The sequence below is a fragment of the Paenibacillus sp. GD4 genome (assembly GCF_030846225.1).
GTDB classification, from domain to species: domain Bacteria; phylum Bacillota; class Bacilli; order Paenibacillales; family NBRC-103111; genus Paenibacillus_G; species Paenibacillus_G silviterrae.
In genome coordinates this window covers 585,932-599,211 of the sequence record NZ_JAVCYK010000002.1, presented here as the reverse complement: position 1 = coordinate 599,211, position 13,280 = coordinate 585,932, and the positions used below count along the sequence as shown (strand labels likewise).

11 protein-coding genes are annotated in these 13,280 nt (G+C 51.3%); 9 read left to right on the top strand and 2 right to left on the bottom strand.

Going from position 1 to position 13,280, the window contains the following annotated elements; translation table 11 throughout:
• The first annotated feature begins 71 nt into the window (after window positions 1–71).
• The 9 genes from RAC89_RS25695 to RAC89_RS25655 all read left to right on the top strand — a co-directional run bounded on the left by RAC89_RS25695 (window position 72) and on the right by RAC89_RS25655 (window position 11,628).
• Window positions 72–524: a GNAT family N-acetyltransferase gene (locus tag RAC89_RS25695; protein ID WP_306616586.1), complete on the top strand. Its 453-nt coding sequence runs from the start codon at window positions 72–74 to the stop codon at window positions 522–524.
• A gap of 156 nt (window positions 525–680) precedes the next feature.
• Window positions 681–2,327 (top strand): response regulator, encoded by a 1,647-nt coding sequence (locus RAC89_RS25690; protein ID WP_306616585.1) that lies wholly within the window; start codon window positions 681–683, stop codon window positions 2,325–2,327.
• Window positions 2,324–3,397 carry a HEAT repeat domain-containing protein gene (locus RAC89_RS25685; RefSeq protein ID WP_306616584.1) on the top strand — a complete coding sequence of 358 codons (1,074 nt, stop codon included), beginning with the start codon at window positions 2,324–2,326 and terminating at the stop codon, window positions 3,395–3,397. The genes RAC89_RS25690 and RAC89_RS25685 overlap by 4 nt, the downstream gene beginning before the upstream one ends.
• Window positions 3,394–4,866 (top strand): glycosyltransferase family 2 protein, encoded by a 1,473-nt coding sequence (locus RAC89_RS25680; RefSeq protein WP_306616583.1) that lies wholly within the window; start codon window positions 3,394–3,396, stop codon window positions 4,864–4,866. Before RAC89_RS25685 ends, RAC89_RS25680 begins: the two co-directional genes overlap by 4 nt.
• Window positions 4,867–4,921: 55 nt before the next feature.
• On the top strand, window positions 4,922–8,110 hold the full coding sequence (locus RAC89_RS25675) for a hypothetical protein (RefSeq protein WP_306616582.1): 3,189 nt from the start codon (window positions 4,922–4,924) through the stop codon (window positions 8,108–8,110).
• A 220-nt stretch (window positions 8,111–8,330) separates the two neighbouring features.
• The gene (locus RAC89_RS25670) at window positions 8,331–8,810 is read left to right on the top strand and encodes a DUF6530 family protein (RefSeq protein WP_306616581.1); all 480 of its coding nucleotides are present in this window, start codon (window positions 8,331–8,333) and stop codon (window positions 8,808–8,810) included.
• Window positions 8,811–8,836: 26 nt separating this feature from the next.
• The gene (locus tag RAC89_RS25665; protein ID WP_306616580.1) at window positions 8,837–9,817 is read left to right on the top strand and encodes an AAA family ATPase; all 981 of its coding nucleotides are present in this window, start codon (window positions 8,837–8,839) and stop codon (window positions 9,815–9,817) included.
• A complete protein-coding gene (locus tag RAC89_RS25660) occupies window positions 9,808–10,902 on the top strand; it encodes a vWA domain-containing protein (RefSeq protein WP_306616578.1) in 1,095 nt (364 codons plus the stop codon). The genes RAC89_RS25665 and RAC89_RS25660 overlap by 10 nt, the downstream gene beginning before the upstream one ends.
• Before the next feature lie 177 nt (window positions 10,903–11,079).
• Window positions 11,080–11,628, top strand: a complete 549-nt coding sequence (locus RAC89_RS25655) for a DUF3231 family protein (protein WP_306616577.1) — start codon at window positions 11,080–11,082, stop codon at window positions 11,626–11,628.
• A gap of 127 nt (window positions 11,629–11,755) precedes the next feature.
• On the opposite strand, the gene RAC89_RS25650 is transcribed toward RAC89_RS25655, so the two are convergent.
• Both RAC89_RS25650 and RAC89_RS25645 read right to left on the bottom strand, forming a co-directional pair.
• Window positions 11,756–12,268 carry a CBO0543 family protein gene (locus RAC89_RS25650; RefSeq protein ID WP_306616576.1) on the bottom strand — a complete coding sequence of 171 codons (513 nt, stop codon included), beginning with the start codon at window positions 12,266–12,268 and terminating at the stop codon, window positions 11,756–11,758.
• A 133-nt stretch (window positions 12,269–12,401) separates the two neighbouring features.
• Window positions 12,402–13,217 (bottom strand): carbonic anhydrase, encoded by an 816-nt coding sequence (locus RAC89_RS25645; RefSeq protein ID WP_306616575.1) that lies wholly within the window; start codon window positions 13,215–13,217, stop codon window positions 12,402–12,404.
• Window positions 13,218–13,280 lie beyond the last annotated feature (63 nt).

Sequence of the window (13,280 nt, the reverse complement as noted above, 5' to 3'; positions counted from 1 at the left end):
GATTGACAGTAAGGCCGAAATTCTTTAGCATTCAGAGCGTTGATGACAATATTTGTAAAGGTGATAAATAAATGAAAATCAGAAAACTAGAGCGTAATGAAAACTATCCGATGGAACTATTGCTATTAGCAGACCCTTCGCAAGAGCTTATCGAGGACTATGTAGAAAGAGGGGATTGTTATATAGCCGAAGCTGACAATCAAATGATTGGAACCTACGTGCTCTTATCTACAAGACCTGCAACGGTTGAACTGGTTAACATTGCCGTTACGGAGCCAATGCATGGCAGAGGTGTTGGGAAGCAGCTGGTCCAGCATGCCATTCAAACAGCTGCTTCGAAGGGCTTTAAAACAATAGAGGTTGGCACCGGAAATTCGAGCTTAGGACAATTAGCCCTTTATCAAAAGTGCGGTTTCAGAATAGTTGGGATTGATATGGATTTCTTCACCAGACATTATCCGGAGGAAATCTATGAGAACGGGATACGCTGTAGAGATATGATTCGACTTTCCCAGGATTTATAGAAGGGATTTCACCCATGGAGATTCAGACAAATTGTGCCAAATTTCGACTCGTCCCAGCGGCATATATTCATCCGTCGGGTTTGCTAGTATAATGAAATCATTCTAATCTACAAGTAGAAATGAGTGTGCTTCCGTTTGCTCAATAAGTATCAGCTCATGTTCTTACAACAGCTGGAACAAACGACGACCGCCTGGCTGCAAGCGGGGCAGCGTGCTGCAACTATACCGCACCGCGAGGTTTACCGCCTCCTGCACTCCGTACGCGGAACGGCAGGTACGATAGGGCTGCCTCGATTCTCCGAGGTTGCGGGCGAGCTGCTGCAGCAGCTTGAGGAGGAGAGCGATCGACAGTGGCCGCAGGAGGAGCTTGGGGCGTATCTTCGCGGGCTGCTCTCATTGGCTGACGAAACCAAAGCGGGTGGGTATCCGGCAGAGGAGGCCGGGATCGCCGTGCTTCCTGCCGCAAAAGCTTCCGACGTGGTGCGGGAAGCCGTCAGGGAAAAGGAACACGTTATTTTATTAATAGATGACGATGCGGCACTGCTGCAGCTGATCAAGGATGCGCTGGAGGCGGAGGGCTGGATGGTTGTGACCGCAACCGATGGCGAGCAGGCTATTCGTCTGTTCTTCGAGATGCGGCCGGACTGCGTCATGCTGGATGCGGTACTGGGGGATACCAGCGGCTTCGAGATCATGGATACGATCCGCGAGCAGGCGCTTGTGAGCTTCGTCCCGATCGTCATGATGAGCGGCAAGAACGATAAGGCGACGCGCATTCGATGCTATGAAGGCGGCGGCGACGCCTTCTGCCCGAAGCCTGTCGATTTGGAGGAACTCGTGCCTCGTCTGCGGCGATTGCTGGTTAGACGCCAGCAGCTGAAGCAGTTGCTGCTACGGGATCCTCTGACCGGAGCCTATACGCTTGGTTTTTATCCTATGGAAATGCAGCGCAGGGTAACTGCGGAAGCGAGCGGCGGGCAGCCGTTTGCCCTGCTCTGCGCGGACGTCGACGGCTTCGCCGATGTAAACGACACCTACGGACACATGCACGGCAACCGGCTGCTGAACCAGTTCGTTCAGTTGGCCGAGGAGATTGGCGGGAGCGGCAGCGTCCTTTTCCGCGACTATGGCGACAGGTTCTACATACTGACGGGGTTCTCAGGCGAAGAGCGAGGTAAGCAATTGGCGGAGGCGTTGGTCAACCGCATGGCGCAAAGTCGGCTTCAGACATCGAAAGGGACATTCTCGCGCACCTTGTCGGTAGGCGTGGCGGAGATACGCCCCTCTGGGGAGGCGCCGGAGGTTTGGCTCGAGAGGGCGAAAGCGGCGCTGCAGCAGGCGAAGCGAGAGGGCGGCAATACGGTTCGGAGCTTCGAGACGCAGCAGGCGGTAGCCGTGAAGCAGACGGCGATAAAGCTGGCTATCATCGACGATGACCCGCTGCTATGCAAGCTGCTGGCCCGCCAGCTTAGGGATATCGGTGGGGCCGACGTACAGATCGATCTGCGAGTGTATGCCGACGGCGAGCTGTTCTTCGAGGATCCATGGCATAACCAGCCTGGCAGCTACCTGATTGTTCTGGATAAGCTGATGCCGAAGATGAACGGCATGGAGGTGCTGCGACGGCTTCGGGCGCATTATGACAGACGCCGATACAAAATCCTGATGCTCACGGGGGTCGACGCCGATCAGGATGTCGTCACCGCGCTCGAGGAAGGCACGGACGACTATTTGACCAAGCCGTTCAGCCTGCCGGAGCTGGAAGCGCGCATCCGTCGCTTTATTCGGGGGATTGTGAAATGACGGACGTCCAGGAAGTGTTACGCTACACCCTCTATGCCACGCTTGGCATCGTTACGCTGCTGATCTTATTATTCTTGTATTTGCTCGTCGTGAAGCTATATACGCTGCGACAGGACGCGCTTCAGAAGCGAGAGCTCGAGGAGATCGCCGCGGAAGGGTCCGCAATGGACCGGTATTTGGTGGCCGGCGATATTTCCAGGCGGGCCGTTCCGCGGACTGAGCTGCAGTACGATATCTACGAGCGCTATCTGCTCCATCGGCAGAAGCTGACCCGTTCCCAAACCGAACACGGTTATATTCTCGAATATGCTCATACGTATTTAACGGAAAGGCTTCGCCGGAAGCTGAGGAGCAAGAAACGCTCCGTACGAATGAATGCCATGTACTCCATAGTAAGATTTAAGATGACGGAGGTCGCGCCGCTTCTGCTGGAGCTGTCGGAGAACAAGAAGCTGCACGAGCAGGAGTGGTTCATGATTTGCCGGGTTATAGCCGCTTTTCAGCGGGAGGAGGCAATGGCTTGGCTAACGGATGACAGGCGGGAGCTTCCCGTATTTGTCATTCGCCAGATGCTGCTGGTCTTGTCGGAATCCGCGCTGCTTCATCTCGCGGAGAGGTATGATTCGTTACCTTCACGGCTGCAGGGACATCTGCTGGATGTACTGCGCATCCGCAACGCCAGGACGGAGAGTGTGCTCTCGCTGTTCGAACGCATGCTGATCTCAGAGGATGGGGAACAGCGCATCCGCGCTTTAAAGGGAATTGCGAACTTCGGCTGGATGAGTGATGAAGCGTTAGAGGCCTTGGCCGTTCGCCTTGACGAAAGCTCGCCTGCCGCTTGGTTTGAACGACTGATGACGATTCGGCTCATGGGCAGCCTGAGGGATGACCGCTTCCTCCCCTACCTGGAGCACTGGATCGGTGACAGCCATTATCTGGTGCGAATCGAAACCGCCAAATCGATCTCGAGATTTAAATATGGCCCCGAGACGCTCCAGCGAATTGCGGAGCAGCACCCGGACCGCTATGCAAGGGAAATGGCTGTGGAAAGGCTGGTGGCGATGGAATGAATTTAGGCAATGCAGAGTGGCTTTACTCGCTGTTGGATGGATTGAATGTGCTCTTGATGGTTTATGTCATCTGCGTATCCGTCTTCTATATGCTGCTTTTCTTCGCATCGGCCAAACAGATTCGCGCGGAGAGAGGACTTGGCGCCGCTGTCTACGAGGATGCGCTGAATTCCGCCTTTACGCCGCCGCTATCCATAATCGTGCCTGCGTATAACGAGGAAGTGGGCATTGTCTCCAGTATTCGCTCGTTGCTCAGCATCAACTATCGGGAGTACGAAATTATTGTAGTCAATGACGGCTCGAAGGACAGCACCGTCGAGAGGGTCGTAGCGGAATTCGATATGGTAGAAATGAAGGGCAAGATCGTCTGGAGCGGACTGCGCAAGGAGGTCAAGCCCATCCGGCGGGTTTACCGTTCTCGCATGCACATGAACCTGTTCCTGATCGACAAAGAGAATGGCGGCAAGTCGGATGCGCTCAATGCAGGCATCAATTTGTCCAAGTATCCCTATTTCGTTTCACTGGATGGCGATACGGTGCTGGAGCAGGATGCTTTCTTGAAGGTAGTCCGGCCCATTATGGAGGCGCGTCCGGGGGAAGAGGTCATCTGCACCGGCGGCAGCGTCGGTATTGCCAACGGCAGCGAGATCGTCAGCGGGCATTTGGCCGCAGACCGGATCGGATTGTCTCGCAACAAGCTTGTGATTATGCAAGTGATCGAATATTTGCGCGGCTTCCTCATGGGGCGCATTGCTCTGGGCAAATACAATGTGCTGTTGATCGTATCCGGCGCGTTCGGCGTGTTCCGCAAGGATTGGGTAATCGCTGCAGGGGGTTATGAGGTCGGTACGGTAGGCGAAGATATGGAGCTGATCGTCCGGCTTCACCGCCTGATCCGCGAGAGAAAGAGCAACGCCAAGATCGTCTACATCCCGGATACGGTCTGCTGGACGGAAGCACCGGAGTCGATGGCCGTGCTCAAGCGGCAGCGTACCCGATGGCACCGGGGGCTGTTCGAGAGCATCTGGCGGCATAAAAAAATGCTGCTGAATCCAAGATACGGCCGCATCGGTCTGGTGGCGATGCCCTACTATTTGTTCGTAGAGCTGCTTGGGCCGCTCGTGGAGTTGCTAGGGTATATCAACGTAGTGATCAATGTGATTCTCGGTGACGTGTATTATCCGATGGCCGCGCTTCTGTTCGTCGCGCTGCTCATTTACGGCTCCTTCCTCTCCATGGGCGCGGTGCTGCTTGAGGAGTGGAGCATGCGCAAATATCCGCTGCCCTCGCACTTGATCCGCTTGTTTCTCTATTCGGCGTCCGAGACGTTCTGGTACCGCCCGATCATGACCTGGTGGCGGTTAATCGGACTTTTCGAAGCAATCAGAGGCAAGAAGCACGGCTGGGGGGATATGGCGCGCAAGGCCGGCGTAATGGATTCGCGCAAGAGCACAGCACCGCCCGGATAATGAATCGAGGCTCCAAAGCTTACAAACACAATAACTGCAAGAAGGAGGCGCGCTTTTGAGAAGAAAAGGGCTCCCGCGCCCGTTATGGGCGGCGGTAAGCTTGCTGCTGCTGATCGCGCTGCCTTGGATCGTTTGGATGATCCAAGAGGAGAGGTCACTGGTGGTGACGATATATGATAAGACGGTCCCTGACACATCTTATAGGGAGCATAAGGGATTGATGTGGCTGTTGAACCATCGGAAGCTTACCAAAGCGGAGGGGGGCAAGTTCAACTACGAACAGGACTATTACGGTTTCCATCCGCAAGCGGACAGGCAATATGAGGTTCGACCCTTACCCGACGCTCAAGGTCTGGCGTCAACGGATCTTCTCTATATGACGGATGCCTATGGCGTCTATGAAGAGGAGTTCTTTGGGCACCATCCGGACGGCAACCGCTCCAAGAGCTTATACGGCGGGGTCACGAAGGAGGATGTGGCCGCGTTCCGAGCCTTTCTGTCCTCTAAGAAGCCGGTTTCCTTCATAGCCGAATTCAATGCATTCGGCAGTCCGACGACGGATCCGGAACGGGAGCAATTGTACGAGCTGCTGCGCGTCCGCTGGAGCGGTTGGATGGGCCGTTACATTCCCGACCTGAAGCCGGGCGGTGAGGTGCCGAATTGGGCGATAGCCTCGTATGAACGTAAACATGGAGGGAAGTGGGGCTTTGAAGGTCCCGGCTTTCTCTTCGTAGGGGAACAGGACGATATTGTGGTGCTGGAGATGGGCAAGGACATCGGCGCGGCGGGGAGCCGGTATGTGTGGACAGAAGAAGGCAGCAAGCTGACCGGCCTTTCCGGTTCTCACTACTACAATTACTGGTTCGATATCACTGAGCCCATGAGCGGCGGCAAGGTGTTGGCGGAGTACTCGCTTGATGCGACTGAGGCTGGCGCAAGGAAGCTGGCTGAACAGGGTATTCCGCTAAGGTTTCCAGCCGTCGTGCGCAGTGCGTTCGGAGCGAATGCGACGTATTATTTTGCAGGCGATTATGCCGACCATTCGGCTGTCCCGAACTATTATCACTATGCGGGACTCTCCAAGCTGAAGCGCTGGTTTACACGCGATACGCTGGGCAACGAAAATTCCTTCTTCTGGCACAGCTATGTGGGACTCATGGACGGTATCCTCGCCGACGCGGAGCAGCGCAAGTCAAGCCATAATCCGGCAGCCGCTTCTGCTCCGGATGTATCGCAGGGCGCCAAGCTCGTTTCGCGGACACAGGGACGTATGCTTCAGACGTTCACTGGAGATACATGGTCCGACATGTTCGTGAAGGGTGTTAATCTGGGAGCAGCGCTGCCGGGTAAGTGGTTTACGGAGTTCCCGCAGGATGAAGCGACGTATTACCGGTGGCTGGAGGGTATGGGGGAGCTAAATGCTAACTCCATTCGCGTCTATACGCTGCTGCCTCCGCCGTTCTATCGAGCGTTGGAACGCTATAACGGGCTGCATCCGGAGCGGAAGATCTGGCTGTTGCAGGAAATTTGGCCGGAAGAGAACCCGGAGAATCATAACTATTTGTCGACTGCCTATATGACGGAGTATCGGTTAGAGATGGAGCGTGTTATCGATGCCATACACGGACAAGCTTCCATCCCGCCGCGGCAAGGTCGAGCCTACGGCGAATATCGGAGCGATGTCTCGTCATATGTGCTGGGCTATCTGGTGGGGCGCGAGCTTGAGCCGGAGGAAGTGAAGGCGACGGATAAACTCAATCCGGGATATTCTTTCCAGGGGGATTACTTGACGACCTCAGGAGCGAGTCCGACGGAAGCATGGCTAGCCGCCAGCGCAGATTATGCGCTCACTTACGAGGAGAAGAAGTATGGCTGGCAGCACCCTGTAGCCGTCGTGAATTGGCCGACATTGGATCCTATCGAGCATACGTCGGAGTGGAACGAGCAGGGGATGAAGTCGCAGGAGTTCAACGACAGTGCGACGGTCGATATCCGGCATTTGAAGCATGGACCGAAGATGAAGGCCGGGCTGTTCGGAGCCTATCACATCTATCCGAATTATCCGGATTTCATGAACAATGAAGTCGCGTACGATGCTTATCACGACGAAGAGGGACGGCTTCGCTACGGCGGCTACTTGCAGGAATTCATGCGCATGCACCAAGAATATCCGGCGCTTGTGGCGGAATTCGGGCTTGCTACCGGCATGGGCAATGCACATTCCAACCCTGACGGCTATAATCATGGCGGTATGACCGAGGAGCAGCAGGGGCAAGGCATCGTTCGCATGCTGAAGGCGATCCGGCGGGAAGGCTATGCTGGGGGTGTAGTTTTTGAGTGGCTTGACGAGTGGGCAAAGAAAACATGGGTAACCGAACCCTATATGATCCCGTACGATCGGCACGTGCTGTGGCATAACGCGATCGACCCGGAGCAAAATTACGGGCTGGTAGCTATGGAATCGGTGAAGCCAACCGTTCCCGGCGCTATTGCGGAAGCTAAGCAAGGAATAGTGCAGCGAGCGGAGCTTCGATCTGACGCCTCGTATCTTTATATAGACCTGAAGCTGCAGGAGCCGTTCGACCCGGCGAAGCATGAGCTGCGCATCGGACTGGATACGTATGACCGCGTTCGCGGCGAGCACAAATATGCGCCGACCCGGCCGGAGACGGCTCCATCGGGCATGGAGTTTCAGTTGGTGCTGAGCGGCACAGATACAGGGATGCTTCAGGTCATACCTTCCTACAACATGACGGCAGGACGTTATGCTTCTCAGGCGGCAGAAGAAGGACACTTCGAGGTCATGCGAACGGAGATTCAGAAGAAGCGCGTGAGACAGGACGGAAGCCGCATCGAGGCGCAGTACGAGGAGTCGAGCAAGCTGAAGTTCGGACCGCTTACGAACTCGGCCAATCATTGGCACTCGGAAGGAAACCGCGTATCGGTCCGAATTCCATGGGGCCGCCTGCTTGTATCGGATCCGACCCAAGGCACGGTCATCGACGACCCGCGCAGCTTTAACGTCAGCCTGGGGAGGGACATGCTTCGGACAGTGCGGTCGGAGGGCATAGCGGTATCTATATTGGCCCTGGATCGGGACGGGGCGTTGCTCGGCAGTCTGCCGGAGCAAGGGAACCGTGCTCCCTGGACCATTCCATGGAAAACCTGGAGCCAGCCGACATATCAGGAGCGCTATAAGGATGGGTTTCACACGATTGGACAGTATTTTCAGTCGCTGAGATAATGGATCGCCTCCAATTATCTATAGGTAAATATGGACTTTAGCTTCCCACAGCAACGAATTGCGTAGCTGCGGGAGGCTTTTTCTTTTTTCTTATGATACCAATTTCTATCTTAAAACAAACAAAATAAATATATGATTGCTAATAAACAAACAAAAATATATAATGTCTATTGAGAAAGATTTTGTTTTATAATCTTTGGACATTCACGGAGGGGAAACGATGAAGATACAATCATTACACAACCATAAGTCCGTTGTTATTACGGATAACTATCATGAGATCGACGGACGTCATACAGGTCACTCCGATGCGAAAGGTCTTTCCTTAGGTTTAACAACGGGGAACGGCAGAGGAAAGGCTGAACTATCTGCGAGGATCTGGAGATGTACCGACCAGAAGTGGTCTGAACAATCTGAGGAAATGCCACTCCACCGTGTTCTTGATCTATCCATACTGATTTGCAGATCTTTGGAATACTTTCAGGAAGCGTATATTTATGAGCATCTTTACAATCCTGAGAAGCCTGCCATTGATCGCATTGGTATTCAAGGGGGAGCCATGAACGTATCGATTTGTACAGAAAATGAAAAGATTCGCGAGGATATTCGGTTGTTTCACCAGGCTTTAAGCGATGACGGAGAAATGATCGGTGAGAGATTGCGTACGCTGTCCGGGATTTTGAAGGAACTGGGATATTAAATAATAAGGGGAAGGCGGTGAGCACTGTGAATGAGAACAAACCCTATCTTTTATCTCCGGGTAGACAATTGTCAGAGACGGAACAAGCTCTAGTGTGGAAAAAGCCTTCTTCTCATAAAGTTAGTGCTGCAGAGAAGCGAATTTGCAAAGAGGTGAAACGGAATTGGAGCAAAGAGGAGATGAAAATCTCAACTATTTTGCTGGAAGGAGATGCAGGATCAGGGAAAACACAATTGGCGAAGGCGTTATCGGCAGAGTTCGGATTGCCGTATACGAAAGTAACTTGCTTTGCCGATATGGACAAATCTGATGTGATAGGTGCAATTCTTCCGGTCATCACATCGGATAATAATGAAGCGTCAGATGAATCGGAACCATCTCCGGTGGAGTATCGTTTCTATCCGTCCGAAATTGTAAGAGCCTATCAGAACGGGTACCTGTTAGAAATCCAGGAGCCGACCGTCATCCGCGATGCAGCTGTTCTTATGGCTCTTAACTCCGCACTGGAACCTGACGGCAGTATCAACCTTCCCACGGAAATCATCCGCAGACATCCCGATTTCGTTGTCGTGGTTACGACAAATCGCAATTATTCAGGAACCAGACCCTTAAATGAAGCATTGCGTGACCGAATCCAACACACAGAAAAGATGGATATGCCGACCAAGGAGGTCATGATCGAACGTGCGATCGCGAAGGTGGGATTTCAGGATCAGACCGTTTTGGGAATATTGGCCGACACCATCATCGTTCTGGATCAGACAGCCAAAGCCAATGCGATCAAAGGTGTGGCGGGGATGCGGTCCTTTTTCTACTGGACGGATGCCGTCTCTGCAGGGATTTCCGTGAAAGACTCTCTGTATCATAAAGTAATCTACAAAATCACTACTGATCCGGAAGAAATCAAGATGTTGGAAGAAGCCATTCAATCTCGCGGACTGATGACAAAACTGGATGAACTGGACGCTGGATTAAAAAAAAACGAATTCTCGGGACGGTGGATGTAACCACTTCGGAAGAGCTTGAATATAAAGAGGCGCAAACGGATGACAACGTGGAGGGGATCGCGCTAGTAAAGTCTACCGAGAGTGACGAGAACTCCAGCAACCAAAGTATCCATTTTGATAAGTCTGAAGAGGGGATACGAAGTGAGTTTGGCGACCATGTTTCGTTCGCTGTGTCTACTGAACAAAACAAAGAGGCCCAAAACAAGCAGAATGAAAAGGCATTCCGTAAGCAGTTGAACAAGGAAGCAAGAGAAATTGTCGCTCATTCGATTCATAACAACGTAAAGCTTATCGTTCACCGTCCGGATTATACGCCGGAAAATCAAAAAGAGTATGAAAGCATGAGCAAGAATCTTCTACCTGTGATAAGAGAAATCGCCCGTAAAACCATACCGCTCATTGAGCATGAAATCTCTACGGACTTTGCAGGCCGTCACTATTATGGCAATCAATTTAGAGCCGAAAGTCTGGGCTATTTGGACTTCAGATATTTTTCCAGGAAGCTTCCGCCGTCGGACTCTCCCTCTTTGGTTGTGGGTGTTCGAGTCGATGAATCCAAATCTATGATAGCTGCGGGGAGGCTGGAAGCTGCGAAGCGAGCTGCAATCGCAATTTATGAGTTTTGCATGTTATGTGATATTCCGGTTCTTATTTCCGGTGATACAGCGGATGTATCTCGGCTGGAGCAGATGTCGATCTTTTCCTATGCGGATTTTGCGAAACCGGATCGCCGGGATCGGTATCGGTTAATGGGGATAAGTGCCAGAAACAACAATCGGGACGGAATGGCACTTCGGATCATGGCTGACAGATTGGCGGGAGCCGAAGGACAGACAAAGCTGCTCATCAGTATCAGTGATGGTCAACCGAAAGCCATGGAGTCCTATACCGGGGAGGCTGCTGCTCAAGACATGAAGCAAACTATGGCGGAATTTGAACGAAAAGGTGTACGTTTTGTGGCTGCTGCCATAGGTCAAGACAAGGAGATCATCGGCAGTATATACGGGGACGGACGATTTTTGAATATTACGGATTTAAACAGATTCCCTGCGGAAATGGTACGGTATATCTCCAGGTATTTGTGAGAGGATGAGGAATGAAGGCAGCGCTAAGCGTGCCCTTTGATTTATTCCATAGGTTGTTTTTTAAGGGTATTTGTCAGCCGTACATTCCCTGCTCGGTTTCGGTGTAAAATAATTGAATAGCAAAGCGCACGACGCAAAACAATATTAATGAATTACCAATCTAGGGAGGCTAACCAATTGACAAATATCCTTGAAACAACAATCGATACTATAAAAGCAATGGTAGCTGAAAAAGATGACCAGCCGCTTCATGCCGGGGAAGTGATGGGGTCTTGGATTTATCTGGCAGGACTTGAACTAGCCAAAACTTCCGTACAATACGGTATCAACACTACCACAGACCGTGAATTAAAGTCTTTGCTTGAAGAAGATTTGCAGCTTGGAAACAGTCAGAGAGAACGGCTCCATAAATTTTTGCTGAAGGAAGGGATATCCTTGCCTCCCTCGCCTGAAGATTTGCCTCATTCAGAACCGCGTGATGTGCCGCTTGGCGCCAAATTAACGGATGATGTCATTGCTAACGAGTTATCATTGAAAATCGCAAGCCTGATCATGCAAGCCGCCACAATCGTCACTCAATCGATTCGTACGGATGTAGGTGTCATGTTTCTCGAGTTCCAGACCGAGAAGATTAGTTTCTCCGGGAAATTAAAGCAAGTGATGCGTAAACGAGGTTGGATTCGGGTTCCGCCGTTCTTTGTCCCGTCAGGTTCCCCGCATGCGTAACATACTTAGATCTACACTTTACTTTCTCCGACTCCATAGGTAAAAGCCCATCGCCAGATAGGTGCTTAACAAGAGAATAAAGAACAATGGAGTGGACAATATCTCCATTCGCCGGCTTCACTCCCTTTTATTTTAATTCGTGTATGGCTGGGTGGAACAGAAATAAAAGGATAACAACGATCGGAACGGATATGATCAAGCCGTGAAGCGTGTTCCGATGATGAATGCGGATGATGCTGAAGGTTATGATATTAAATACGGCAGACCAACCGATATTCCAGCCATTAGCAAAGATAAAAAGTCCCTTAAGATAAAAGAGATATTCTAAAAAGGTGAAATAGGCTACCCACATCGATACATAAAAAAATTGTTTACTTCCTTTGGGATAATACTGAAGGTAGATCATGAGAACAACCGGGACAATGAAGAATGAAAATGCGATATCAATGAGCGTATGATTTAACCACCTGACGGTGACCGCCTTATAAGCCCACAGCGTATGCTGATAGAAGATGAGGTTATACAGCAGGTTGCAAATGATATAAAACTGAATGGTAGGGTAGAACTCCCTCCATCGTTTCCAATCAATGAATATCTTGGCGAATAGGCAATAAACCAACACGACAATGAGTAAATACATGGTGTCATATCCTTTAAGGGTTTTACCTTGAAGTCTTGCCATATATTCAGGGAACCATACTTGTGCCCTAAACGGGGGAACCATAGTTCAAAAAGGAAGCCGGCCATCACGGCCGGCTTTTACAGTTATCTTTTCACTTCCGATTTGCTTCGTTCTCTATCACTTTTCTTTGATTCAAAGGCTGGACGGGTCTATGATTGTCCGGGAAAATCGCACCGAAGGCCTCAATTTGTTCTTTTGACATTTGAATCGGCTGCTTTAATAAGATCCAGCTCACCCCCTCCGTACAAGGAGGAGTGGTCAAGGATCCGTTATATAGATAGCTCGTCCGATCTTCAGGCAGCAGGCGGCTCAAATCGATTTCTCGTTCGAGTTTGATATCGGATTCCGTTTGCTGCTTCGGCAGTTTATTCCACATTTCCGCTAGCTCTTCGTTTGTTTTCCCTGCCTCAATCAGAAAACCCACCACCGCAAGCTTTCCTTCTGCGTTTTGATGAACCAAGTGGCCTTCCATCATATACGGTTTACGGTTTATTTCGTGCTCAGAAGGCTTATGAAAATGCATTTGCAGCAGCTTATAAGGCTTCCCTTCCAGGACAATCGAGTTAGAGCCGGACGGGTCGTTTGCCTGAATGGTATGACCGTTATTCATTACAGTAAACAAAGTGCGTTGATAATGATACTGGATGCTCTCCTTGTTTTTTAGTTTGGTTACTTTTTGCGGATCAACGGAAATGGGAGATTGCTCTTTACCGTTAGCGCATACGGCAAAGGCCGGGTCTAATTTTCCCCAATGCGCAGGCCCCGTTACCCCCTCATAAGACCACTTTGTGGCAGGGGGAGCCTCCGCTCTCGGGCTTACAGGTGCAATGGCCGCTGCGGACTGGCTAACGAAGAACAAGAGACTAAGCGACGTGACTGTAATAAGTGTGCAATATTTTCTTTTCATGGATTATATTATGTATCCGATTTCGTCTGTTATACGGCCTCGGCAGGGCATAATCATCTGATG

Coding starts and splice junctions, on each gene's coding strand:
- RAC89_RS25695 (WP_306616586.1), top strand. CDS start 72: ATGAAAATCAGAAAACTAGAGCGTAATGAAAACTATCCGATGGAACTA.
- RAC89_RS25690 (WP_306616585.1), top strand. CDS start 681: ATGTTCTTACAACAGCTGGAACAAACGACGACCGCCTGGCTGCAAGCG.
- RAC89_RS25685 (WP_306616584.1), top strand. CDS start 2,324: ATGACGGACGTCCAGGAAGTGTTACGCTACACCCTCTATGCCACGCTT.
- RAC89_RS25680 (WP_306616583.1), top strand. CDS start 3,394: ATGAATTTAGGCAATGCAGAGTGGCTTTACTCGCTGTTGGATGGATTG.
- RAC89_RS25670 (WP_306616581.1), top strand. CDS start 8,331: ATGAAGATACAATCATTACACAACCATAAGTCCGTTGTTATTACGGAT.
- RAC89_RS25650 (WP_306616576.1), bottom strand. CDS start 12,268: ATGTATTTACTCATTGTCGTGTTGGTTTATTGCCTATTCGCCAAGATA.
- RAC89_RS25645 (WP_306616575.1), bottom strand. CDS start 13,217: ATGAAAAGAAAATATTGCACACTTATTACAGTCACGTCGCTTAGTCTC.